The 22,326-nt window shown below is 72.5% G+C and carries 22 protein-coding genes and 2 pseudogenes; 14 read left to right on the forward strand and 10 right to left on the reverse strand.

Features of this window, described 5'->3' with window-relative positions; all coding sequences use genetic code 11:
- The first annotated feature begins 113 nt into the window (after positions 1 to 113).
- From ACZ51D_RS28480 to ACZ51D_RS28500, 5 genes are all read left to right on the forward strand, one after another.
- Positions 114 to 626, forward strand: a complete 513-nt coding sequence (locus tag ACZ51D_RS28480; RefSeq protein ID WP_465663836.1) for a DUF6232 family protein — start codon at positions 114 to 116, stop codon at positions 624 to 626.
- Positions 623 to 946, forward strand: a complete 324-nt coding sequence (locus ACZ51D_RS28485; protein WP_465618608.1) for a hypothetical protein — start codon at positions 623 to 625, stop codon at positions 944 to 946. Before ACZ51D_RS28480 ends, ACZ51D_RS28485 begins: the two co-directional genes overlap by 4 nt.
- A 69-nt stretch (positions 947 to 1,015) precedes the next feature.
- Complete coding sequence (locus ACZ51D_RS28490) at positions 1,016 to 1,654, forward strand: TetR/AcrR family transcriptional regulator (protein WP_360499326.1); 639 nt, start codon at positions 1,016 to 1,018, stop codon at positions 1,652 to 1,654.
- Between the two features lie 23 nt (positions 1,655 to 1,677).
- Complete coding sequence (locus ACZ51D_RS28495) at positions 1,678 to 2,412, forward strand: tyrosine-protein phosphatase (protein WP_465618606.1); 735 nt, start codon at positions 1,678 to 1,680, stop codon at positions 2,410 to 2,412.
- Positions 2,413 to 2,515: 103 nt separating this feature from the next.
- The gene (locus tag ACZ51D_RS28500) at positions 2,516 to 3,076 is read left to right on the forward strand and encodes a DinB family protein (RefSeq protein WP_465663837.1); all 561 of its coding nucleotides are present in this window, start codon (positions 2,516 to 2,518) and stop codon (positions 3,074 to 3,076) included.
- Positions 3,077 to 3,239: 163 nt separating this feature from the next.
- On the opposite strand, the pseudogene ACZ51D_RS28505 reads toward ACZ51D_RS28500, so the two are convergent.
- A pseudogene (locus tag ACZ51D_RS28505) lies at positions 3,240 to 4,070 on the reverse strand (pentapeptide repeat-containing protein); the annotation flags it as partial.
- Positions 4,071 to 4,199: 129 nt separating this feature from the next.
- Between ACZ51D_RS28505 and ACZ51D_RS28510 the strand changes: the two are divergent.
- The gene (locus ACZ51D_RS28510) at positions 4,200 to 4,856 is read left to right on the forward strand and encodes a GNAT family N-acetyltransferase (RefSeq protein WP_465618602.1); all 657 of its coding nucleotides are present in this window, start codon (positions 4,200 to 4,202) and stop codon (positions 4,854 to 4,856) included.
- 47 nt (positions 4,857 to 4,903) lie between these two features.
- On the opposite strand, the gene ACZ51D_RS28515 is transcribed toward ACZ51D_RS28510, so the two are convergent.
- Positions 4,904 to 5,689 carry an SGNH/GDSL hydrolase family protein gene (locus ACZ51D_RS28515; protein WP_465618600.1) on the reverse strand — a complete coding sequence of 262 codons (786 nt, stop codon included), beginning with the start codon at positions 5,687 to 5,689 and terminating at the stop codon, positions 4,904 to 4,906.
- Between the two features lie 324 nt (positions 5,690 to 6,013).
- A pseudogene (locus ACZ51D_RS28520) lies at positions 6,014 to 6,367 on the reverse strand (winged helix-turn-helix transcriptional regulator); the annotation flags it as partial.
- 97 nt (positions 6,368 to 6,464) lie between these two features.
- On the opposite strand from ACZ51D_RS28520, the gene ACZ51D_RS28525 reads away from it, so the two are divergent.
- Positions 6,465 to 7,679, forward strand: a complete 1,215-nt coding sequence (locus ACZ51D_RS28525; RefSeq protein ID WP_465663838.1) for a pyridoxal phosphate-dependent aminotransferase — start codon at positions 6,465 to 6,467, stop codon at positions 7,677 to 7,679.
- Positions 7,680 to 7,700: 21 nt separating this feature from the next.
- The gene (locus tag ACZ51D_RS28530; RefSeq protein WP_360499313.1) at positions 7,701 to 8,033 is read left to right on the forward strand and encodes a YnfA family protein; all 333 of its coding nucleotides are present in this window, start codon (positions 7,701 to 7,703) and stop codon (positions 8,031 to 8,033) included.
- 72 nt (positions 8,034 to 8,105) lie between these two features.
- Here ACZ51D_RS28530 and ACZ51D_RS28535 read toward each other — a convergent pair whose 3' ends face one another.
- The 4 genes from ACZ51D_RS28535 to ACZ51D_RS28550 form a co-directional block, all read right to left on the reverse strand.
- A complete protein-coding gene (locus ACZ51D_RS28535; protein WP_360499311.1) occupies positions 8,106 to 9,773 on the reverse strand; it encodes a purple acid phosphatase family protein in 1,668 nt (555 codons plus the stop codon).
- Positions 9,774 to 9,982: 209 nt separating this feature from the next.
- Complete coding sequence (locus ACZ51D_RS28540; protein ID WP_360499309.1) at positions 9,983 to 10,234, reverse strand: hypothetical protein; 252 nt, start codon at positions 10,232 to 10,234, stop codon at positions 9,983 to 9,985.
- A gap of 115 nt (positions 10,235 to 10,349) precedes the next feature.
- Complete coding sequence (locus tag ACZ51D_RS28545; RefSeq protein ID WP_465618597.1) at positions 10,350 to 10,778, reverse strand: (2Fe-2S) ferredoxin domain-containing protein; 429 nt, start codon at positions 10,776 to 10,778, stop codon at positions 10,350 to 10,352.
- Between the two features lie 97 nt (positions 10,779 to 10,875).
- Positions 10,876 to 12,531: an FAD-binding dehydrogenase gene (locus tag ACZ51D_RS28550; RefSeq protein ID WP_360499306.1), complete on the reverse strand. Its 1,656-nt coding sequence runs from the start codon at positions 12,529 to 12,531 to the stop codon at positions 10,876 to 10,878.
- A 335-nt stretch (positions 12,532 to 12,866) separates the two neighbouring features.
- On the opposite strand from ACZ51D_RS28550, the gene ACZ51D_RS28555 reads away from it, so the two are divergent.
- A complete protein-coding gene (locus ACZ51D_RS28555) occupies positions 12,867 to 13,805 on the forward strand; it encodes an SGNH/GDSL hydrolase family protein (protein ID WP_465663839.1) in 939 nt (312 codons plus the stop codon).
- 123 nt (positions 13,806 to 13,928) lie between these two features.
- Here the strand turns inward: ACZ51D_RS28555 and nicT are convergent, their stop codons facing one another.
- Positions 13,929 to 15,029, reverse strand: a complete 1,101-nt coding sequence (gene nicT / locus ACZ51D_RS28560) for a Nickel transporter NicT (RefSeq protein ID WP_360499302.1) — start codon at positions 15,027 to 15,029, stop codon at positions 13,929 to 13,931.
- A gap of 280 nt (positions 15,030 to 15,309) precedes the next feature.
- Between nicT and ACZ51D_RS28565 the strand changes: the two genes are divergently transcribed.
- The 4 genes from ACZ51D_RS28565 (at position 15,310) to ACZ51D_RS28580 (ending at position 19,990) form a co-directional block, all read left to right on the forward strand.
- Complete coding sequence (locus ACZ51D_RS28565) at positions 15,310 to 16,260, forward strand: hydrolase (RefSeq protein ID WP_465663840.1); 951 nt, start codon at positions 15,310 to 15,312, stop codon at positions 16,258 to 16,260.
- A gap of 150 nt (positions 16,261 to 16,410) precedes the next feature.
- Positions 16,411 to 18,273, forward strand: coding sequence for a CocE/NonD family hydrolase (locus tag ACZ51D_RS28570; RefSeq protein WP_465618589.1), 1,863 nt, complete (start codon positions 16,411 to 16,413; stop codon positions 18,271 to 18,273).
- A 54-nt stretch (positions 18,274 to 18,327) separates the two neighbouring features.
- Complete coding sequence (locus ACZ51D_RS28575; protein ID WP_465618587.1) at positions 18,328 to 19,023, forward strand: aspartate/glutamate racemase family protein; 696 nt, start codon at positions 18,328 to 18,330, stop codon at positions 19,021 to 19,023.
- A 214-nt stretch (positions 19,024 to 19,237) separates the two neighbouring features.
- Positions 19,238 to 19,990, forward strand: a complete 753-nt coding sequence (locus ACZ51D_RS28580; protein WP_465618585.1) for an alpha/beta hydrolase family protein — start codon at positions 19,238 to 19,240, stop codon at positions 19,988 to 19,990.
- 92 nt (positions 19,991 to 20,082) lie between these two features.
- Here ACZ51D_RS28580 and ACZ51D_RS28585 read toward each other — a convergent pair whose 3' ends face one another.
- The gene (locus tag ACZ51D_RS28585; RefSeq protein WP_360499292.1) at positions 20,083 to 20,391 is read right to left on the reverse strand and encodes a cupin domain-containing protein; all 309 of its coding nucleotides are present in this window, start codon (positions 20,389 to 20,391) and stop codon (positions 20,083 to 20,085) included.
- Between the two features lie 71 nt (positions 20,392 to 20,462).
- Between ACZ51D_RS28585 and ACZ51D_RS28590 the strand changes: the two genes are divergently transcribed.
- Positions 20,463 to 21,269, forward strand: a complete 807-nt coding sequence (locus ACZ51D_RS28590; RefSeq protein ID WP_465663841.1) for a hypothetical protein — start codon at positions 20,463 to 20,465, stop codon at positions 21,267 to 21,269.
- Here the strand turns inward: ACZ51D_RS28590 and ACZ51D_RS28595 are convergent.
- The gene (locus tag ACZ51D_RS28595) at positions 21,236 to 22,228 is read right to left on the reverse strand and encodes an aminoglycoside phosphotransferase family protein (protein ID WP_465663842.1); all 993 of its coding nucleotides are present in this window, start codon (positions 22,226 to 22,228) and stop codon (positions 21,236 to 21,238) included. The genes ACZ51D_RS28590 and ACZ51D_RS28595 overlap by 34 nt on opposite strands.
- Between the last annotated feature and the right edge of the window lie 98 nt (positions 22,229 to 22,326).

The raw sequence follows: 22,326 nt of genomic DNA on the forward strand, positions 1-22,326 counted from the left end.
CCTCCTGACCCGCCCTCCTGACTCTCCCTCCTGAGCCGCCCTCTTGACTCCACGTCACGATGTCGGCGTCGGTTGCTATGGTTCCTGTGCCACTAGGGGCAGGGGGAACGGACTTGGCACGGAACGTGATCGACGTCAGCGTGAGCCGGCGGGTGCTGTGGATCGGTGGCGACGCGTACCCGCTCCAGCACATCGCCCGGGCGCGGCAGCTGGTCTGGTGGCCGCCCAAGCGCTCGCGGACGATCATCCGGTTCGTCCGGCAGCTGTTCGCGCTGGTGTTCGCCACCGCCACCCTCGGCGCGCTCGTCCAGAACTCCCTCGAGAAGTCGCAGGCGGCGGTCGTCCCCGGTTTGCTGGTGCTCGTCGGTCTGGTCTTCATCGTCTACCGCCTGGTCGCCAGGCTGCGCCAGCGGGCGCTGTACAAGCTGGTCATCGAGACCTCCAACTCCTCGACCACCGCGGTGGTGAGCCACGACCCGCGGCAGATCGGCGACCTGATCCAGATGATCATGGACGCGATCGACAACCCCCAGGCCGAGTTCGCCCTCCAGGTGGAGAACGTCCACATCGGAGACCGGATCAACCAGTACGGCAACCACAACACAGGGAAGCAGGTCGGCCGATGAGCGGCGACATCCACTTCGGCGACTCCGTCACCCAGCACGGCGACCACAACATCGGCATCGTCAAGCACCAGGCCCCGGCCGACCCCCGGGCGGCGATGCGCGAACTCGTCGCCGCCGTGCACGCGTTGCGCGGGCAGGTCCCGGCGGAGGACCGCGAGGTGCTGGACGAGTCACTGGAGGCCATCGGCGACGGCACCGGCACGCCGCCGTCCGTCCTGCGCCGCGCGCTGCGGAACATCTCCGGCGTCGCCTCCCTGGTGACGGCGGGCGCCCCGGTGGTGGAGTCGATCCGCCGGATCCTGGAGTCGATCAACTCCTGACGGCGCCGCGCCGACAGGGCGACCGGGTCAAAACCCTTCCCGAGTCAAGGTTTCTGCTAGCCTGACGGCATGAGCGGACTGCGTGAGCGCAAGAAGGAGCAGACCCGGCGGGCCATCTCCGAGGCGGCCATCGCGCTCTTCCTGGAGCACGGCTTCGACCAGGTGTCGGTGGCGGAGGTCGCGGCGGCCGCCGAGGTCTCCAAGCCGACCCTGTTCTCCTACTTCCCCAGCAAGGAGGACCTGGTCGTCCACCGCTTCGCCGACCACCAGGAACAGGCCGCCGAGGTCGTCCGCAACCGGCTCGCCGGCGAACCGGTGCTCGACGCCCTGCTCCGGGACTTCCTGACCGGCCTGACCCGGCGCGACCCCGTCACCGGTCTCAACGACCACCCCGCCGTCCTCGCCTTCACCGCCCTCGTCTACGGCACCCCGAGCCTGGCCGCCCGGGTCGGCGAGTACGTGGCCCGCGCCGAACGGTCCCTGGCCGACGCCCTGCGCGAGGCCCCCGACCTCCCCGAGCCCCGCGAGCTCACCGCCGCACTGCTCGCCGCCCAGGTCACCGCCACCCAGCGCGTCCTCGCCCTGCACAACTGGCGCCGCATCCAGGACGGCCGCACCCCCGACGACCTGCACGCCGAGGCCGCCGGCGACGCCACCCGCGCCTTCGACCTCCTCGCCCACGGCTACGGCCGGCCCGCCGCCGGCTAGCGGCCTGTCCTAGAGTGCCGCGCATGACGACGCGTCACCACACCTTCGATGCCCTGCACAACTTCCGCGACCTGGGGGGCTATCCGGCCGCCGGAGGACGGTCCGTACGGTGGGGCCTGCTCTACCGCTCCGACTCGCTCGGCAAGCTCACCTCGCCCGCCGACCTCGACAAGCTCCGGGCCCTCGGCGTCCGGACCGTGATCGACCTCCGCTACCCCTGGGAGATCGCCGCCAAGGGCCGGGTGCCCGACGTCGACGGACTGGAATACCACAACCTGTCGATCGAGCACCGCCCCTACGACCAGGCCGAGATCGACCCGGAGCTCGACCCCTGGCGCTACCTCGCCGACCGCTTCGCCGAGGTCGCCGAGGACGGGGTGAAGGAGATCCGCCAGGTCCTGGACGTGATCGCGGCCGCCGACGCCCCGGTCGTCTTCCACTGCGCCTCCGGCAAGGACCGCACCGGGCTCATCGCCGCCCTGCTGCTCACCCTGCTGGGCGTCGCCGAGGACGACATCGCCGCCGACTTCGCCCTCACCGAGCTCGCCACCCCGCACTTCGTCGCCGACTGGCACGCCGCCCACCCCGACCGCGTCCTGCGCTGGCCCGGCTACGGCCGCGCCCCGGAGACCGTCATCCGCCTCACCCTCGCCGACCTCGCCGCCCGCTACGGCTCCGTCGACGGCTACCTCACCGGCACCCTCGGCATCGACCGTGACCGGGTCGCCGATCTGCGCGCCCGCCTGCTCACCGACTGAGCCGCGCCGTTGCCCGCACGGGAAGTCGGACCGGCCGACTTCCCGTGCGCCCGCGGCGATAACTCGGTGGCGGGCAGGGGCGGTTGCGACAACCATGCACGGTATGACCGAGCAACCCGCGCGATGGACCGAGGCGAGCGTCTACCCCGACATGTGGGCCGACCCGGACGCCGACCCCCGCAACAGCGAAGGCCCCAGCCCCGACGGCGAACTCGGGACGCTGGAGGACTACCTGACGAACTACCGGCTGACCCTGCGGATGAAGTGCGAGGGCCTGGACGCCGAACAGCTGGCCCGCCGCTCGGTCCCGCCGTCGACGATGTCCCTGCTCGGGCTGGTCCGGCACCTGGCCGAGGTCGAGCGGGACTGGCGCAACTGGCTCACCGAGGACGAGCCGCTGCCCAAGCTCTACGGCACGCGGGACGCCGACTTCGAGGGGGCGGTGGCCGAACAGGCCGTGGTGGAGGCCTCGTTCCGGGACCTCGAACGCGAGCAGGCCGCGACGGACGCCGCGCTGGCGGGGTACGCCGACCTGGGCGAGCGGGTCGGGAAGGGCGGGATCGCGATCCGGGAGGTGCTGCTGCACCGGGTCGAGGAGTACGCCCGGCACTGCGGGCACGCCGACCTGCTGCGCGAGTGCGTCGACGGCCGGGTGGGCCAGTAGCCCCTGGGCCGCTCTAGTGGCGACGCCCCCGGGCCGGCCGGCCGCCGGACTTGCCGGAACCGGAACCGGCCTCGGACCCGGACCCGGACCCGGCACCAGACCCGGAACCGGACCGGGACCGGGGCTTGGCCGCCGGGGCCGCCACCGGCAGCGCCGTGGTGGGCCAGTGGGCGGGGCGGGTGAGGCCGGCCGGGAGGCGGGTGGCGGCGTCGCCGCGGGCGGCGTGGAGCTGGGCCTGGGTGAGGAAGAGGGCCGTACTGAGGTCGGCTCCGGCCAGGTTGGTGTCGCGCAGGTCGGCGCCGATCAGGTCGGCCAGCCGCAGGTCGGCGCCGGCGAGGTCGGCGGCCACCAGGAGCGCCCCGCGCAGGTTGGCGCCCCGCAGGTCGGCGCCGCGCAGGCGGGCGCCGAAGAAGTCGCCGCCGCGGTGTTCGCGGCGGCGCGGGACGGCGGCGCGGACGAGTTCGCCGGCGCGCAGCAGGAGCTCGCTGACGCGCTGCCGATGGGCCGGGACGTCGACGGCGAGGATCTCCTCGGGGGTGCCGCCGGCCAGCCGGTCGGTCTCTTCCAGGGCCTGTCGCAGCTCGGCATAGAGGGGGCGGGCGGGCTCGAAGGTGAGCGCCTCGGTGAGGTACTGGAGGAGTTCGTGCAGCTGCCGCACGATCGGGAAGACCTCGAACATCGGCCCGGCGCTGTCCGGCTCCTCGCGCCAGCTGCGGCCGCCGAAGGTCACCTGGGAGACCCGCTGCCCGGCGCCGAAGCAGTCGTAGACGGTGCAGCCCGGGAAGCCGCTCTCGCGCAGCCGCGCGTGGATGCCGCAGCTGAAGTCGGTCTGCAGGTTGCGGCAGGGGGTGCCGGCGGACTTGTTCATGGCGAAGTCGGTGCCGGCGGTGAACGGCAGGGCGGCGCAGCAGAGCCCGAAGCAGCTGCCGCAGTCGGACTGGAGCGGGGTCGGCGCGGCCGCCGTGGGGTCCTGCGGCGGCTGGGTCTCGCGCACGTTCCGGGGTCCTTCCAACTGGGCGCCGGTGCGGCGCCGTGAACCCCGAAATCCTACTGGGCAGACCACCCGAACCGCCTGTAAGGTATGAACTGCACAAGTGACTATTACATGCAAAGGGTGGGCATCATGACGGAGCCGGGCATCAGGGAACTGGTCCGGATGTGGATCTCGGGCTGGGCCGTCTCGCGCGGCTCCGCCGAGCCGGTGGACCAGCCCTGGGGCTGGAGCATCGACGTCGGCGCGCCGGTCGGGGAGGTGGGCCGGCACGTGCTGCCCGAGCCGACCGAGGCCGAGGTCCGCAAGATCGCCGAGGCCACCACCGCGCCGACCACCTGGCTGAAGCTGTTCGCCGAGGGCGACACCGTGCGCCCCTGGCTGGGCCCGCAGTGGCGGCTGGACGCGCCGGGCTTCCTGATGAGCGTCCCGCTCGCCCCCGAGCGGCCCGAGCCCCCGGCCGGCCACACCGTGACCATCTGGGAGCGCGGCGGAGTGCTCCGGACGCTGGTGCGCACCGAGGCCGGGCATCCGGCGGCCCGCGGCCAGGCGGGCCTGGCCGGCCCGGTGGCCGTCCCCGACCAGATCACCACGGTGCCCGAGTTCCGCCGCCGGGGCCTGGGCGCCCTCGTGATGCGGACGCTGCAGTCCGCCGCGTACGAGCGGGGCGCGCGCACCGGCGTACTGGTCGGCACCCCGGAGGGACAGGCGCTCTACACCGCGCTCGGCTGGACCACCCACGCCCCGATGGCGAGCCTGGTCCTGGAGCCGAAGCCGGCTGCGGCCTAGGGGCTGCCTTCGAACTCGCCCCGCAGGCGGGAGCTTGAAGGCAGCCGCTACGAGTACGGCAGCAGCTCGGCCCGCTTCGGCGGGCGGCCGTCGCCGGAGGAGCGGCCGGTCAGGCGGCGGCCGATCCACGGGCCGAGGTGGGTGCGCAGCCAGCGGGCGTCGGCGCGCAGGCGCTCGGCGCGGCCGGGCGGGGCGGCGACGGGCAGCGGGGCGCGCCAGTCGAAGGAGGCGGGGCGGCCGAGCGCCTCCAGCACGCCCTCGGCGACCCGCCGGTGGCCTTCCGGCGAGAGGTGCAGCCGGTCCTCGGCCCACATGCGGCGATCGTCGAAGCAGGGCGCGGAGAAGAGGTCGACCACGGCGAAGCCGTCCTGCCGGCCGAGTTCCTGCACGAAGGCCTTCATCCGCAGGATGGTGGGCAGCAGCCGGGCGCCGCCCGCCATCCTGCGGGTGGGGTCGGTGCTGGTGAACAGGACGACGGTGGCGCCGGTGGCCCGCAGTTCGCGGGCGCAGTCGCCGAGCAGCCGTTCGACCCGGTCGATGTCGCAGCCGGGGCGCAGCACGTCGTTGAGGCCGCCGGCCAGGGTGACCAGGTCGGCGCCCATGGCGGCGGCCGGGGCGAGCTGCTCGTCGTGGATCTGGCCGATGAGCTTGCCGCGGACGGCGAGGTTGGCGTAGCGGAAGTGGCCGTCGGTGTGCTCCGCCGCCAGTGCCGAGGCGACCCGGTCGGCCCAGCCGCGGTAGTGGCCGTCGGGCAGCAGGTCGTCGCACATGCCTTCGGTGAAGGAGTCACCGAGGGCGACGTAGTCGACGTAGCTGCGATAGGGGGTGGGCACGGGCTGGCCTCCGCTCTCCTGGGACGGCTTCGCGGTCCGACGATCGTACGTGTGCGCCTGCGCGGCCCTGCGGGGAGGTCCCGCGTCAGGGCCCTGCGGGGAGGTCCCTGACCTCGGCGCTCATCGCGCGTCGAGCGTTCGTTTATCGGCCCGCGCCACCCTGGGGCCACGGGGCGGCGGCCGGCGACGGGGGCCTTGCCGCCGCCCCGCACCCCCCGCACCACACCTCCCCGGACCGCCCGCCCGGACCGCCTCGCCGCGCCTCGCCGCGCCGGGTCGTCAGCCCGCGACCGCCGCCGCCTCGTCCCCCGCCTTGCGGGGCGTGAACCAGTGCTCGCGCACGGCGTCGGTGGGCCGCTGCTCGCCGAGGGCGGTCAGGCCCCACTCCCCCAGCGCCTCGATGACCGGCCGCAGTTCGCGCCCGCGCTCGGTCAGCTCGTAGACCGTCGCGTTGGCCGGTCGTTCCAGTCGCCGCCGCGTGGCCAGCCCCTCGCCCTCCAGTTGCTTGAGCCGGGCGGCCAGGATGTCGGTGGAGACTCCGGGCAGGTCGGCGTGCAGGTCGGTGTAGCGGCGGGGGCCGCCGAGGAGTTCACGGACGATCAGGAGGCTCCAGCGTTCCCCCACCGCGTCCAGGGCGCGGGCGACGGCGCAGTACTGGTCGTAGCTTCGGCGTGACATGTGGATCAGCATAGCCAAAAGGTTGGACTTTCCAAGTGCCAACTTGGTAGAACAAAGCAGAAGCAACGGAGCGGTGGTGACGGTCGGGAGGCCGCAGGTGGAGTTTCGACAGTCCAGCAAGCTGAATGACGTGTGCTACGAGATCCGGGGCCCGGTGGTCGACCAGGCCAACGCCCTGGAGGAGGCCGGGCACACCGTCCTCCGGCTGAACACCGGCAACCCGGCACCGTTCGGCTTCGAGGCGCCCGAGGAGATCATCCAGGACATCATCCGCAACCTGCCCAAGGCGCACGGCTACAGCGACTCGCGCGGCATCCTGCCGGCCCGCCGCGCCGTGGTGCAGTACTACCAGCAGCGCGGGGTCCAGGGCGTCACCGTCAACGACGTCTACCTCGGCAACGGCGCCTCCGAGCTGATCCAGATGTCCGTCACCGCGCTGGTGGACGACGGCGACGAGGTGCTCGTGCCGATGCCCGACTACCCGCTCTGGACCGCCGTGGTCCGACTGGCCGGCGGCAAGGCCGTGCACTACCTGTGCGACGAAGAGGCCGAGTGGTACCCGGACCTGGACGACATCGCCGCCAAGATCACCCCCCGCACCAAGGCGATCGTCGTCATCAACCCCAACAACCCCACCGGCGCGGTCTACCCGAAGGAACTGCTGGAGGGCATCCTCGACCTGGCCCGCCGCCACCAGCTGATGGTCCTGGCCGACGAGATCTACGACAAGATCCTCTACGACGGCACCGAGCACCACTGCCTCGCCGCCCTCGCCGACGACGTGCTCACCCTCACCTTCAACGGCCTCTCCAAGTCCTACCGGGTGGCCGGCTTCCGCAGCGGCTGGCTGGTCGTCTCCGGGCCCAAGCAGCACGCCACCGACTACCTGGAGGGCCTCACCATGCTCTCCGGCATGCGGCTGTGCCCCAACGTGCCCGCCCAGTACGCCGTCCAGGCCGCGCTCGGCGGCCACCAGTCCATCAACGACCTGGTGCTGCCCGGCGGCCGGCTCACCGAGCAGCGCGACATCGCGGTCAAGGCGCTCAACGAGATCCCCGGCGTCAGCTGCGTCAAGCCCAAGGGCGCCCTGTACGCCTTCGCCAAGCTGGACCCGGCGGTGCACCGGATCGTCGACGACGAGCAGTTCGTGCTGGACCTGCTGCTGCGCGAGAAGATCCACGTCGTCCAGGGCACCGGCTTCAACTGGCCCCGCCCGGACCACTTCCGCTTCGTCACCCTGCCCCGCGCCGACGACCTGGAGACCGCCGTCAACCGGATCGGCCGCTTCCTGACGACGTACCGGCAGGGCTGACAGCACGTACGCTCACCGGTCATGACCGTCCTGCGCTCCGTCGCCCTGTTCGTCCTCGCCGCGCTCGCCGAGATCGGCGGCTGCTGGCTGGTCTGGCAGAGCGTGCGCGAGCAACGGCCCTGGTGGCTGGCCGGGTTGGGAGTGGTGGCGCTCGGCGCGTACGGCTTCGTCGCGGCGCTGCAGCCGGACAGCGCCTTCGGCCGGGTGCTGGCCGCGTACGGCGGGGTGTTCGTGGCCGGCTCACTGCTGTGGGGCGTGGCCGTGGACGGCTTCCGGCCGACCCGCTACGACGTGGTGGGCGCGCTGATCTGCCTGGCCGGGGTCGCCGTCATCATGTACGGCCCCCGGCGCTGAGCACCGGAGAGCCGACGCCGGTGCCCCGGGGTCGGAGTTCCGACCCCGGGGCACCGTCACGACCGCCCGGGACTACCAGCCCCAGCCGCCGCCCTCGCCGTCGTCGTCGCGGCCGGAGTCCCAGCCCTCGCCGACCTTGCGCAGGATCGAGTAGTTGTCGATCTGCGTGCCGTCCTCGGCCAGCGCGGTGACCTTCATGACCGACTTCTGACCCAGGTGCGCCGGGGTGACGTCGACCTTGATGAAGGAGTAGCCGGTGTAGCGCACCCGCGACCACTGGATGGTCTCGGGGGTCTTCACCCGGCCCTTGCCCCAGTAGTAGGTGGCGACCTCGTCCCGGTGGTTCTCGTGCCCCTCGTAGGTGTCCGGCACGTCGAACTTGTACAGGCTGCGGCCGGCCGCGCCCGCGGTCACGTAGACCACACCGTCCTTCTCGGGCTCGATGGTGGCGCCGCTCGGCACCTGCTTCGAGACCTTGTTGCCCAGGATGGCGTCGGTGCGCTCGTAGATGTGGTTGTGGCCGTTGATGACCAGGTCCACCCGGTACTTCTCGAACAGCGGCACCCAGGCCTCGCGGACGCCGCCCTCGGAGGCGTGCGCGACGGTGGTGGAGAAGGCGCAGTGGTGGAAGAAGACCACGACGAAGTCGATGGTCTCGTCGTTGCGCAGGTCCTTGAGGGTGCGCTCCAGCCACTTGGTCTGCTTGCCCGCCGAGAGGCCCAGGTTGGCCGGGATCTCGTAGGAGACGTCGTTGGCGTCCAGGGAGATGACGCCGACGTTCTTGTAGCGGAAGGTGTAGACGCCGGGCACGGTGCGCGGGTCCGGGCCGTTGTTCGGCAGGAAGAAGCGGGTGTTCTCGCCGCCGTAGCCGTTGGGCGAGTACCAGGCCTCGACGTCGTGGTTGCCGTAGGCGACCATCCACGGGATCTCGGCGGCGACCGTCTCGGTCTGGACCAGGAAGTCGTCCCAGGTCTTCGCGTTGTAGACGGACTTGTCCGGGTCGGTGCCGGAACCGGCCGGGTCGGCGTAGCAGATGTCGCCGGCGTGCAGGTGGAAGGCCGGCTTCTGGGCCTTGATGATGTGGTCGTTGCCCGCCGCGTGCGAGCTGACGCCCTGGTCGCCGAAGGCGGTGAAGGTGAACGGCTCGTACACCTTGCCCCAGCGGTGGTCGCGAGACGGCGCGGTGCGGAAGGTGTGCAGGGTGGAGATCTGCTGCTGCGAGGCGGGGTCGAAGCCCTCGTGGCCGACACCGTAGTAGTACGTGGTGTCGGGGTGCAGGTCCTCCAGCGCCACGTGCAGGTAGTACTGGTCCACCGGCTGGCTGCCGGGGGTCAGCGCCGGGGTGTGCAGGGCGCGGACCTCGGCCTGCACCTTGTGGCTGAGCTCCCAGGGGGTCTTGCCGAAGCGCAGGAACGGCTTCTTGACCGGCGCCGGGACCTGCCAGGAGACCCGGAACTGGGTGTCCGGCTCGGGGCCGAACTGGAGGTGGCGACCGACCGGCGCGACCAGCGAACCGTCGATCCCGTCCGTCGTGCCGCCCGTCAGCAGCTGCGGGCCGGCCGGCGCCGCGAAGGCGGTGCCGCCGCCCAGGGCGCCGCCGACGGCGACGGCGCCGACGGTCACGGCACCGGCACGCAGCATCCGGCGGCGGGAGAAGCGGGCCCGCAGGTACTCGTGCTGCTCGGCCGTGCTCATGCGGTCGGCAAGCTTGGCCGGCACGCCCATGTTGGGGATATCCATGCGCGGGACTCTGTCAGCGGCGCGTGGATCGCACGCGGACGCGCGGTGAACGGGTCGCAGCGTGTCCCCCATTCGAACGCCAATGTTCGACCATGGTTCGGTAAAGGGCATGTCCGCGTCGATCCGACGCCGGATCATGACCGCCACCGGCTGCGCCACCTGAGCGGATGTCGACGGATACCACGGCGAGGGGGGAACGTGCCGGAGGGTCAGGAGGGTTCGTCCCACTGCGTGGCGGTCCGGTTGCCGGTGCCGTCGCAGGTGCGGCAGATCTCGTCCCGGTAGGCGTGCTTGGCGCCGGTCGCGTCCACCCGGTAACGCACGTACTCCCCGGTGCCGTCACACAGGAAGCAGTTGCCGCCCCCGCCGCCCACCTCGGTGGTGCCGGTGCCCTGGCAGGTCCGGCAGCTGAGGCCGGCGGTCCGGCCGGTGCCCGCGCAGATCCGACAGACCGTCGTCATCGTCTTCCTCCCTCGCGCGGAACGGCTCGACGCCACCGGTCATGGTAGTGGTGCGGGCCGCCGAACCACCCCGGAGCCGACGATCTGACAATCGATCAGGATTCCGGCCCCGAAGTCACTCCGGCAGGGCCTCACGGACCCGGCGGGAGACCGAGATCAGCTGGAGGTCGAGCAGACCGGGCGGGTCGGCGAGGCCGGGGCCGCCCGCGCGCACCCAGGTCGCTATGTCGTCGATCATCTCGTCCATCAGCACGAAGCCGAGCCAGACCGGCCGCCCGCCCGCGGCCCGGCCCTCACCGGAAGGGCCGACCACCACCACGTTGGACTGGCTGCACACGTCCAGGCACTTGACGGCCCGGACCCGGCCCGCTTCTCCCACCGCCGTCCGCAGCCGCTCGTACTGCCCCGCGTGGTCCACGCCGGGGTGCTTCGCCTCGGTGCCGCAGCAGCAGCCGCGGCAGACCGTGACGGTCACCGGGGAGCCGGCGCCCCGCTTCCGGTCGTGGCCCTGGGCGCCGTCGCGGTCGCGGTCTCGGCGGCTCATCGGTTCTGGTACCCCTCGTGGTCGGCGGCGCGCTCTGCACCCGCACTGTATCCCCGGGGCCGAGCCGCTCCCCCACCGCCCGCTGCCCCGGCGTCCGTCATCCCACCGCCCGGGCCGCGGCCCGCCCCGCCGTACGGCCCGAGAACAGGCACCCGCCGAGGAACGTCCCCTCCAGCGAGCGGTAGCCGTGCACGCCCCCGCCGCCGAAGCCCGCCGCCTCGCCCGCCGCGTACAGCCCCGGCAGCACCTCCCCGTCCGGCCGCAGCACCCGCGAGGACAGGTCGGTCTCGAGCCCGCCCAGCGACTTGCGGGTCAGGATGTTGAGCCGGACGGCGATCAGCGGGGCGGCGTCGGGGTCGAGGACGCGGTGCGGGGCGGCGGTGCGGACGAGCTTGTCGCCGAGGTAGCGGCGGGCGCCGTGGATGGCGGTGACCTGGAGGTCCTTGGCGAAGGGGTTGGCCAGCTGCCGGTCGCGGTCCTCGACGGTGCGGCGCAGCTCGTCGGGGTCGATCAGCGGCTCGCGGGTCTTGGCGTTCATGCCCCGGGCGAGGTCGGCGAGGTTGCCGGCGACGACGAAGTCCCGGCCGTGCCGCAGGTGGCCGCGGACCGGTCCGGGGGCGCCGGGCAGGGCGCGGCCGAGCACGCCGCGCACGGATTTCCCGGTCAGGTCGGGGTTCTGTTCGGAGCCGGAGAGGGTGAACTCCTTCTCGATGATGCGCTGGTTGAGCACGAACCAGGTGTACTCGTACCCGGTGGACATGATGTGTTCGAGTGTCCCGAGGGTGTCGAAGCCGGGGAACAGCGGGACGGGCAGCCGTCGGCCGCGCGCGTCCAGCCAGAGCGAGGACGGGCCGGGGAGGATCCGGATGCCGTGGCGGGCCCAGATCGGATCGAAGTTCTCGATGCCCTCGGTGTAGTGCCACATCCGGTCGCCGTTGATCAGGCTGGCCCCGGCGGCGCCGGCGATGTCCAGCATCAGGCCGTCGACGTGCGCGGGCACGCCGGAGAGCATTCTGGCGGGCGGGGTGCCGAGCCGGGCGGGCCAGGCCTTGCGGACCAGGTCGTGGTTGCCGCCGATGCCGCCGGAGGTGACGACGACGGCTTGGGCGCGCAGTTCGAAGTGTCCGGCGACCTCGCGGGAGCTGGCCTCGCCGCGGGGGGCCGGGCTGGGCTCCAGCACCTCGCCGGTGACGGTGTCGACGGCGCCCGCGGTGGCGGTCAGTCCGGTGACGCGGTGTCGGAAGCGCAGGTCGACCAGTCCGCGCGCGGCGGCGTCGCGGACCCGGCGGACGAAGGGCGCCAGCAGTCCCGGGCCGGTGCCCCAGGTGATGTGGAAGCGCGGCACCGAGTTGCCGGGCCCGTCGGCGAGGAAGCCGCCGCGCTCGGCCCAGCCGACCACCGGGAAGAACCGCACGCCCATTCCGCGCAGCCAGGACCGCTTCTCGCCCGCCGCGAAGTCGACGTAGGCCTCGGCCCAGCGGCGGGGCCAGGCGTCTTCGGGGCGGTCGAAGCCGGCGGTGCCGAGCCAGTCCTGCCAGGCGAGGGCGTGCGAGTCGCGGATCCGCATCCGGCGCTGCTCGGGCGAGTCGACCAGGAAGAGGCCGCCGAAGGACCAGTGCGCCTGTCCGCCGAGCGAGGCCGCCGGTTCCTGGTCGAGCAGGATCACCTTCCGTCCGGCGTCGGCGAGTTCGGCGGTGGCGGCGAGGCCGGCGAGTCCCGCTCCGATGACGATGACGTCGGCGTCCAGGGCCATGCGCAGTCCTCCGTCGCGGCTCGCGGTGGCGGCGGGTGGGGGCACCGCCGTCGCTGTGCGCCCGATACTGCGGCCTGCGGTGACGTTCGGTCAACCATTGGTCGACCGGTTGGTGACAACCGCGTGCATGAATTCCGCTCCACACCGTTTCGGAAATACCTCCGATACACGGTGGAGCGAAATTCGAAATGTCACGCGACTCCATCTGACGGAATTTCGGCAATTTCTGCGCAAACCATGGACGCCCACGAAACCTGGCAGTAACTTACCTGCGAGTAGCTGTGGCCCGGCTCGGCACCACCCCCACCCGTCGTTTCTCTCCCCCAGGAGGAACCGTGCTCCGCCCTGCCCGGAATTCCCGGCACCTCCGCAATTCCACCGCGCTCGCCGCGGTCGCCCTCGGCGCCGCCCTGGCACTCACCTCCACCAGCGCCCAGGCCGCCACGCCCGCCCCGAAGCACCTCGTGGCACTCGGCGACTCCTACGCCGCCGGCGCCGGCGTACCCGGCCAGTCGGCCGGCCTCTGCCTGCGCTCCGACCACAACTACGGCCACTTGGTCGCCGCCGCCCTCAAGGCCGGCGCGTACACCGACGTGACCTGCGCCGCCGCCAAGGTCAAGGCGATGACGCAACCCCAGTACGACGCGTTCATCAAGGTCAACGACCCCCAGCTGGGCGCGGTGACCCCCGACACCGACCTGGTCACCCTCGGGATCGGCGGCAACGACCTCGCGGCCAGCGACCTCGGACTCGGCGAACTGGTCGCCACCTGCATCGCCGGCGCCGTCGTCAACCCGCTCGGAACGCCGTGCAAGGACGTGTACCACCACGGTTACTGGGACTGGAGCACGTGGTCCTGGCGGTACGGCAACGACGACCTGGCCGAGCGGATCACCACCACTATCGCCCCGCAGATCGCCGACACCCTCCAGCGCATCCACAGCAAGGCCCCCAAGGCCAAGGTACTGCTGGTCGGTTACCCGTCCGTGCTGCCCGCCGACGGCTCGTCCTGCGTGCTGCGCCAGCCCGTCACCCCCGGCGACGTCGAGTACATGCACGGCGTGCTCGACAAGCTGAACGCCGCGCTCAGGGCCACCGCGGCCGCGGGCGGCGCGACCTACGTCGACACCGCCACTCCGACCCTCGGACACGACGTCTGCTCGGACGACCGCTGGATCGAGGGCACGCTGCCCGGCTCGCCCGCCGTGCCGTTCCACCCGAACGCGACCGGCGAGAAGGTGATGGCGGACGCGGTGCTCGCCGCGCTGCGGTAGGACCCGTCCCCAGGGCCCGTCCCGCTCCCGGAAAGCCCCGAGGGGCCGGTGACCAGACCCCGGTCACCGGCCCCTCGGTTCGGGCCGCGCGTTGCTTCACCCGTGCGCTGCTCGGCTTGTGCGTCAGTCGGACTCGGCCGAGGCGGCGGCCAGCCCGGCCGACCACTTCTCCTCGACGTTGCCGAACTTCCAGTAGGCGATCGCCGCCGCCCAGGTGAGCACGAACAGCCCGACGATCGCGTAGCCGACGAAGTTGAGGTCCAGCGAGCCGATCCAGGCGATCGGCCCGCTGGTGATGTCCAGCTTCTCGCCGAGCAGGCCGATCAGCTCGACCGAGCCGATGACCAGCGCGACCAGCACCGACAGCCCGGTGACGGTCAGGTTGTAGTAGATCTTGCGGACCGGCTTGGAGAAGGCCCACTCGTAGGCGAAGTTCATGAACGAGCCGTCGATGGTGTCCAGCAGGCTCATCCCGGCCGCGAACAGGATCGGCAGTGTGAGCAGCGCGTACCAGGGCAGCGAGAAGGCCGCCGCGCCGCCCGCCAGCACCAGCAGGGACACCTCCGTGGCGGTGTCGAAGCCCAGGCCGAACAGCAGGCCCACCGGGTACATGTGCCAGGGCTTGGTGACGGCCCTGGTCACCCGGCCGAGGATGCGGTTCATCAGCCCGCGCCGCTCCAGCTGGCGCTCCAGCTCGGCCTCGTCGTACTCGCCCACCCGCATCTTGCGGAAGACCTTGAGGATGCCGTTGAAGGCGCCCAGGTTGATCAGGCCGAGGAGCAGCAGGAAGGTGCCGGAGACGGTGACGCCGATCAGGCCCGTCATCTCGTGCAGCGTCGAGTCGTCGGACTCCACCTGGCCGGCCAGCGAGCGGATGCCGAAGGCCAGCAGCGCGCAGAGGCCGAAGACGATCGAGGAGTGCCCGAGCGAGAACCAGAAGCCGACCGACAGCGGCCGCTTGCCCTGGCCCATCAGCTTGCGGGTGGTGTTGTCGATGGCGGCGATGTGGTCGGCGTCGAAGGCGTGCCGCATGCCGAGGGTGTAGGCGGTCAGGCCCATGCCCGCGCCGAATACCTGGCCGCCGACGGTGTAGTGCTCGGGTGCGACGAGCGCGAGCAGGGTGAACCAGCCGACGACGTGCAGCGCGAGGATGAACCCGCCCATTCCGGCCAGGCGGATCCACTCCTCACGGGTGAGCCGGTCGCGCCAGCGAGGGGCGGTCATCATCGGGTCCTTTCGGCGGAGCGGGCAGAGCTGTTCGGCGGAGCGGGCAGAGCCGGTCGGTGCAGCGGGCAGAGCTGGGCCATCTTTCCGCCTGGACACGCGCAGTTGCAAGTCATGCGCAATTACGGTCTGGTTTCTGCCCACCTCGAGATCCCCACGATCCGTACAGGGCTTCGTCACCTCCCGGGCCTTTCTCCGACCGCTCTACGCGCGGATACTCCCGTTCTACGCGCGAAAACTCGGGCGCCGAACACCTCAACTCCCCACGGAGGAACGGCACATGACGATCCGTATTCGAACCGTCGCGGCCCTCTCCGGCGCGGCGCTGCTCGCGGCCGGTCTCACCACCCTCGCCCCGGCCGCCACCGCCGCCCCGGCCACCACGACCACCTCGGTGAGCGCCACCCCGCACCGGGTGCTGTTCGACAACAGCAAGGCCGAGACCGCCGGCAACGCCGACTGGATCATCAGCACCAGCCAGCCCGACCCGCTCGCCCAGAACCCCAGCCCCACCACCGAGAAGAGCTGGACCGGCGCGCTGTCCGCCTGGGGCGTCGCCCTCCAGAAGACCGGCCAGTACAGCCTCAAGACCCTCCCGGCCGGCTCGACCATCACCTACGGCACCGGCGGCGCGCTCGACCTCGCCAACTTCGACACCTTCGTCGTCCCGGAGCCCAACATCCGGCTCAGCGCGGCCGAGAAGACCGCGGTCATGAAGTTCGTCCAGAACGGCGGCGGACTCTTCCTGATCTCCGACCACAACAACAGCGACCGCAACAACGACGGCTGGGACTCGCCGAAGATCATCAACGACCTGCTGACCAGCAACGGGGTCAACAACAACGACCCCTTCGGCTTCTCGGTCGACCTGCTCAACATCACCACCGACAACCCGCGCGCGGTCAACGACGCCACCGACCCCGTCCTGAACGGCTCCTTCGGCACCGTCACCGGCTCCATCCTGCGCAACGGCACCACCTTCACCCTGAAGCCCGCCGACAACCCCTCGGTCAAGGGCCTGGTCTACCGGACCGGCTACAGCGGCAACACCGGCGCCTTCTTCGTCACCAGCACCTTCGGCTCCGGCCGGGTCGCCATCTGGGGCGACAGCTCCCCGATCGACGACGGCACCGGCCAGTCCGGCAACACCCTCTTCAACGGCTGGGACGACCCGGCCGGCACCGACGCCGCCCTCGCCCTCAACGCCACCGCCTGGCTGAGCAAGGCGTAACCGCCGAGGGGCCCTCGCCAGGAAAACGACCGGTTCCTCCCCTAGGGTCGGAATGCCGACGCCCGCGGCGCGCACGTACGGACACCCGTACGACCCGCGCGCCGCGGGCCCGCCGGCGCCCACCCGGCCCGGGACCCGATGGGAGCGGCCATGCCGTCGTACCCCTTCCACACCACCCGCGAGGACGTCCGCATCCCGCTGCCCGACGGCACGCTGCTGGCCGGCCGGCTGTGGCGGCCGGTCGACGACGAGCCCGTCCCGGCGCTGCTGGAGTACTCCGGCGGCCGCCTCACCGACCGGACCGCAGCCGAGGACGCCCGCCGCCACCCCTGGTACGCCGGCCACGGCTACGCCGTCCTGCGGGTCGACACCCGCGGGCACGGCAACTCCGCCGGCACCCCCGGCGAGCCCGGCGGCGAACAGGAGCTGGTCGACGGCGCCACCGTGGTCGACTGGCTCGCCCGCCGCCCCCACGCCAGTGGCCGGGTCGGCCTGCTCGGCGTCGGCGCCGCGGGCACCACCGCGCTGCGCCTGGCCGCCCGGGTGCCGGAGACCGTCGGCGCCGTGGTCACCGTCTGCCCCGAGGGCGGCCACCGGCTCGGCGGCGCCGTGCTCGCCGCCGACCTGCACACCCGGCTCACCGCCCTGGTCGCCGACGCCGCCCTGCCCCCGGACCCGCGCCACGTCGGCGACGCCTGGCGCGGCCGCTGGCTGACCCGGCTGGAGACCCTGGAGCCGCCCGTCGACACCTGGCTCGCCGCCGGGGAGAGCACCGTGCCGATCTCCGTCCCCACCTTCGCGATCGCCGGCTGGGGCGACCCGTCCTGCTCCTTCGTGCTGCGCCTGCTCGCCGAGTCCCCCACCGCGCGCGCCCTGATCGGCCCCTGGCCGCACGGCCTGCCCGAGGACGCCCTGCCCGAGACCCTGCGCTGGTGGGACCACTGGCTGCGCGGCGTCGACACCGGTGCCACCAAGGAACCCGCCCTGCGCAGCTGGATCAGCACCCGCTGGGCCGGCGACGACGCCTGGCCCTCCCCCGACGTCCGCGAGATCCACTACGGCCTGGACGGGCCGCTGCGCACCGCCGGCACCGCCTCCGACGACCGCTACGTCCACGTCCGCTCCCCGCAGCACACCGGCCTCAACGCCGGCGCCTACCTCCCGCGCGGCCGCCCCGCCGACCAGCCGCCCGACCAGCGCGAGGAGGACGGCCGCTCGGTCTGCTTCGACTCCCAGCCGCTGCCCGAGCCGGTCGAGCTGCTCGGCGCCCCGACGGTACGGCTACGGCTGCGCGAGGGCGGGCCCGCGCCGCTGGTGGCGGTCCGGCTCTGCGCGGTCGGCCCGGACGGCACCTCGGAGCTGGTCACCCGGGGTGTCCTGATCGCCCCGCCCGACGCCGGGCCGGACGCCGAGGTGGAGCTGGCCGCCTGCGGCCGGACGGTCCCGGCCGGGCACCGGCTTCGGCTCGCCTTCTCCTCCGTCTACTGGCCGTGGGTGTGGCCCCCGGCGGAGGCCGCCGGATACGCCCTCGACCCGTCCCGGTCCACCCTGAGCCTGCCCGTCCGCCACCTCGCCGCCGACGTCGGCGCCACGCCCATCACCTTCGAGACCCCGGCACTGCCCGATCCGCTCGACATCCACCTCACCGAGCCGCTCACCGCCCGGCCCGAGCACCTCACCATCCACGACATCGGCCGCCACGAGTGGCGCACCGAACTCTCCCCCGCCACCGACGGCACCCGCACCCACCCCGACGGCCTGGTCCGCGACGAGCACACCGTCACCGCCTACCGCGTCCTCACCGACACCCCGCTCAGCGCCCAGGCCCGCACCGACCACACCGTACGGCTGGAGCGCCCCGACATCGGCTGGGACGTCACCGTCCAGACCCGCGCCCAACTGCGCTGCGACGCCGGGCACTTCCTCAGCATCGTGCAGCTGCGGGCGCTGGAGGCCGGGTCGGTGGTGTTCAGCCGCGAGTGGCAGCACCGGGTACCCAGGGAGAGAACCTAAAAGATAGTCTTATGGAGTTGTCTTCCTTTCGCGGATTCCCTTATAAATGACGCCATGAAGACCATCGGCCTCATCGGCGGCATGAGCTGGGAATCCACCGCCGAGTACTACCGCCTGCTGAACGAACTCACCCGCGACCGGCTCGGCGGGCTGCACTCCGCGCAACTCGTGCTCTACTCGGTCGACTTCGCCGCCATCGAGCAGCTGCAGGCGGCTGGGCGCTGGGACGAGGCCGGCGAGGTCCTGGCGGCCGCGGCGCGGTCCCTGGAGGCGGCGGGCGCGGAGTTGCTGCTGATCTGCACCAACACCATGCACAAGGTCGCCGACCAGGTCGCGGCCGCGGTCGCCGTCCCCCTTCTGCACCTGGCCGACGCCACCGCGCTGGCCGTACGGGCGGCCGGCGCACAGCGGATCGGGCTGCTGGGGACGGCCTTCACCATGGAACAGGACTTCTACCGGGGGCGGTTGGCCTCGCACGGCCTGGACGTCCTCGTTCCCGAAGCCGACTCCCGCGCCCTGGTCCACCGGGTGATCTACGAGGAACTGTGCGTCGGCGTGGTCCGCGACGAATCACGGGCCGCCTACCGGCGGGTGATCGAAGAGCTGGTGGCGGCGGGCGCGGAGGGGATCGTGCTCGGCTGCACCGAGATCGAACTCCTGGTCCGGCCGGAGGACAGCCCGGTCCCGGTGTTCCCCACCGCTCGTCTGCATGCGGAGGCTGCCGTGGCCGCCGCCCTCGGCGACCGGTGACGGGAAACGGGCAGGAGAGCGGGCAGGAAAGGGGCTTGCACGGGGCGGCGTTCGAGGTACAAGATCTTCCCTGACCGAGACACCGTCAGAGGAGGTGAGACCCGTGAAGGCTGTATCCCCGTGGGTGCTCCCCCTCTTCGTCACGGTCGGCGACTGACGTAGCCGTCGCCGGGAGCGCCTTCCTTCCTCAAGGCCCTTCCGAAAGGCACCAACCATGTCTGCTTTCCAGTTCACCGCCGATTCCACCGCGAACGGCATCCGCGAGCGCGACTTCACCGTGGGCGACGTCCCCGGCGTGCTCTGGTCCCCGGCCACCGGCACCGACCGCGCCCCGCTGGTCCTGATGGGACACGGCGGCGGCAACCACAAGAAGCACCCCGCGATGTCGGGCCGCGCCCGGCTCCTCGTCCACGGTTACGGCTTCCACGTCGCCGTCATCGACGCACCCGGCCACGGCGACCGACCGCGCACGGCACACGACGAGGCGGAAATCGCCGAGATGTTCCGGGTGCGGGCGGCCGGCGAGCCCGAAGGCCCCATCGTCGTCCGCTACAACGACCACCTGGCGAAGCTCGCCGTGCCCGAGTACCACGCGACCCTGGACGCCCTCCAGCAGCTCCCCGAGATCGGCACCGACGGGCCGGTCGGCTACTGGGGCATCAACATGGGCACCGCGATCGGCATCCCCTTCGTGGCGGGCGAGCCCCGGATCACCGCCGCCGTCTTCGGCCAGCACTGGCCCGAGGTCCTGGCCGAGCAGGCGAAGCGGATCACCATCCCGATCGAGTTCGCCCTGCAGTGGGACGACGAGCACATCTCCCGCGAGGACGGTCTCGCGCTGTTCGACGCCTTCGCCTCCAAGGAGAAGTCCCTGCACGTGAACGCGGGCAAGCACAAGGAGCTCCCCCGCTTCGAGGCCGACAGCGGCGCCCGATTCCTCGCCCGCCACCTCACCAGCCGGACGTGACCCCACCGGCGCCCGGCCACCCCGGCCGGGCGCCCGGCCCCGCAGGCCCCCCGGAAGCCGGGAAGCCCGGAAGGCCGGCCCCGGGGCGGCGATCACCCCTCCACCGCCACCTCCACGATCAGCAGGGTCCCCCGGCTGCCCGCCCGGACGGCGTGCCGCGCGCCCGCCGGCACGACGCACAGCTCGCCGGCCCGTACGGTCGACTCCTCGCCGTCCAGGAGCAGTTCGAGGCACCCCTCGGCGACGAACAGCACCTCGGCCGTCCCGTGCACCTCCGGCGCCAGCTCCCGCCCGTCCATCCGCAGCACCTTCACCGCCGCAGCCCCGACCCGCCCCAGCACCTGGGAGTGCCAGGCCTCGGGCAGCCGCGCCGCCCGCTCGTTCACATCGACCACGCTCATGGCCCCGGACGCTACCCGGGGCGGCCCGGACGTTGGTTGACCGTTTCGTAAAATCTGCCAGGATCGCCGGGGTGAACGCTCGCGCACTGTACGAGGCCCTGCTCGACACCGACGGCCCGCCCGAGGACGTCATCGGCCCCTGGCTCGCCCGGGAAGGGGCCGGCGGCTACGCCGAGCGGCTCCGGGCCGCCTCGACCCACCACCCCTGGTGGGGCGACGAGGACGGCCAGGGGCTGCTGTGGGAGCTCTACGCCCTCGGCCGGGTCGCCGATGTCCTGCTGCTCGACCCGCAACTGCCCTCGTACCTCGGCCTGTTCACCGCGCTCGGCATGACGCCGTTCGAGGACGCCGCGCCCTTCGACCCGTTCCTGCACGAGATCGTCGAGGTCGAGCAGGCCGAGGACCCGCAGGCGCCGATCGAAGTCCTGGCGGTCCGCCACCCGGGGCTGATGCTGGGCGAGCTGCTGTTCAACCGCGCCGGGGTACGGATCCGGGCCGGTGCGGCGCACGCCGAGCGCGGGGTGGCGGACCGCTCCCCGCTCTACTGGACCTTCCGCCGGGCCGACCGGCCCACGCACGACCTGTCCCACGGCTGGGGCGGCAACTCCCAGTGGCGCACGGACCTCCGCCTCGACTACCGCACCCCCGAGGGCGACCACCTCAACGTCACCGAGGACGGCTCGGTCGACGGCCGCCCCGACCTCGGCCACTACAAGGACCTCGGGCCCGACGAGCGCCTGCTCACCCCTGCCGAACGGCGCGAACTCCTGCGCCACCGCTGCCTCCTGCGCACCCCCGACGCTGCGACCGCCGACTCCCCCGGCTGGGCGGAGGAACTGTTCCCCTACGAGTGGCGGCTGCCGGCCGGGGAGGCGTGAGCGGTACCCGAGGCACGACCGGTACCCGAGGCACGATCGGTTCCCGAGGCGTGATCGGCCCGGGAGGCGTGATCGGCCAGCACCTCGCCGATCACGTACCGGGCGATGCCCGTCATCCGCGGGCTGGTCTCGCGGTAGTAGGCCAGCTCCATCAGCGCGACGGACATCGCCCAGCCCCGGCCGCGCGCCCAGGTCGCGTCGTCGGCGGCCACGCCCGCCCGGAAGGCGGCACGGGCCGCCACGGGGAGCACGTACCAGGCGGCGATCAGGTCCACGGCCGGGTCGCCGAGGCCCGCGCAGCCGAAGTCGATGACGGCGCTCAGCCGACCGCGCCCGTCCAGCAGCAGGTTGCCGGGCTGCAGGTCGGCGTGGATCCACACCGGCGGGCCGGGATGCCCGGGGGCCCGGAGTGCGTCCTCCCAGGCGCCGGTCGCAGCCCCGGTGTCGATGACGTCCGCCAGGGCCGCGATCGCCGCCCGGACCGCGCCGTCCCGCTCCGGCAGGGACTCGCTGCGGTAGGAAGCGGGGCCGTCGGCCGGGTCCACCCGGCGCATGGCGGTCACGAAGGCCGCCAAGTCGGCGGCCAGCAGGGCCGGTTCGGCCACCTGCCCGACCACCGGGTTCGCACCGTCGAGCCAGCGGAGGACCGACCAGGGCCACGGGCAGCCGTCCACCGGCCCGCTCCGGGCCAACGGTAGGGGCACCGCGACCGGAAGCTCCGGGGCCAGGCGCCGCAGCCAGACGCACTCCTTCTCGATGTCCTCGACGGCTCCCGGGATCCGCGGGATGCGCACCACCAGGTCCGCACCCAGCCGGTACATCGCGTTGCTGGTCCCGGCCGCGGCGACCGCCTCGACCGGCAGGGCCGCCCAGTACGGGAACTGCGCGGCGACCATCCGGCGGACCAGGGCGTCGTCGATGGCGAGTTCGCCGGCGTGCATCGTGCGGGAGGAAGGCATGGCGCCCGACCCTGCCAGCAACCATCGGCCCGGGCAACCGAATTAGCCCGCGCGGCCACCAGGCCACCGGCCACCGGCCACCGGCTGCCAACCGCCAG

It is taken from the genome of Kitasatospora sp. NPDC033851 (assembly GCF_055576085.1).

What these genes read in the sequence shown, in the direction of transcription:
- ACZ51D_RS28485 (WP_465618608.1), top strand. Translation starts at nt 623, where the DNA reads ATGAGCGGCGACATCCACTTCGGCGACTCCGTCACCCAGCACGGCGAC.
- ACZ51D_RS28490 (WP_360499326.1), top strand. Translation starts at nt 1,016, where the DNA reads ATGAGCGGACTGCGTGAGCGCAAGAAGGAGCAGACCCGGCGGGCCATC.
- ACZ51D_RS28495 (WP_465618606.1), top strand. Translation starts at nt 1,678, where the DNA reads ATGACGACGCGTCACCACACCTTCGATGCCCTGCACAACTTCCGCGAC.
- ACZ51D_RS28500 (WP_465663837.1), top strand. Translation starts at nt 2,516, where the DNA reads ATGACCGAGCAACCCGCGCGATGGACCGAGGCGAGCGTCTACCCCGAC.
- ACZ51D_RS28510 (WP_465618602.1), top strand. Translation starts at nt 4,200, where the DNA reads ATGACGGAGCCGGGCATCAGGGAACTGGTCCGGATGTGGATCTCGGGC.
- ACZ51D_RS28530 (WP_360499313.1), top strand. Translation starts at nt 7,701, where the DNA reads ATGACCGTCCTGCGCTCCGTCGCCCTGTTCGTCCTCGCCGCGCTCGCC.
- ACZ51D_RS28535 (WP_360499311.1), bottom strand. Translation starts at nt 9,773, where the DNA reads ATGGATATCCCCAACATGGGCGTGCCGGCCAAGCTTGCCGACCGCATG.
- ACZ51D_RS28540 (WP_360499309.1), bottom strand. Translation starts at nt 10,234, where the DNA reads ATGACGACGGTCTGTCGGATCTGCGCGGGCACCGGCCGGACCGCCGGC.
- ACZ51D_RS28545 (WP_465618597.1), bottom strand. Translation starts at nt 10,778, where the DNA reads ATGAGCCGCCGAGACCGCGACCGCGACGGCGCCCAGGGCCACGACCGG.
- ACZ51D_RS28550 (WP_360499306.1), bottom strand. Translation starts at nt 12,531, where the DNA reads ATGGCCCTGGACGCCGACGTCATCGTCATCGGAGCGGGACTCGCCGGC.
- nicT (WP_360499302.1), bottom strand. Translation starts at nt 15,029, where the DNA reads ATGACCGCCCCTCGCTGGCGCGACCGGCTCACCCGTGAGGAGTGGATC.
- ACZ51D_RS28565 (WP_465663840.1), top strand. Translation starts at nt 15,310, where the DNA reads ATGACGATCCGTATTCGAACCGTCGCGGCCCTCTCCGGCGCGGCGCTG.
- ACZ51D_RS28570 (WP_465618589.1), top strand. Translation starts at nt 16,411, where the DNA reads ATGCCGTCGTACCCCTTCCACACCACCCGCGAGGACGTCCGCATCCCG.
- ACZ51D_RS28575 (WP_465618587.1), top strand. Translation starts at nt 18,328, where the DNA reads ATGAAGACCATCGGCCTCATCGGCGGCATGAGCTGGGAATCCACCGCC.
- ACZ51D_RS28580 (WP_465618585.1), top strand. Translation starts at nt 19,238, where the DNA reads ATGTCTGCTTTCCAGTTCACCGCCGATTCCACCGCGAACGGCATCCGC.
- ACZ51D_RS28585 (WP_360499292.1), bottom strand. Translation starts at nt 20,391, where the DNA reads ATGAGCGTGGTCGATGTGAACGAGCGGGCGGCGCGGCTGCCCGAGGCC.
- ACZ51D_RS28595 (WP_465663842.1), bottom strand. Translation starts at nt 22,228, where the DNA reads ATGCCTTCCTCCCGCACGATGCACGCCGGCGAACTCGCCATCGACGAC.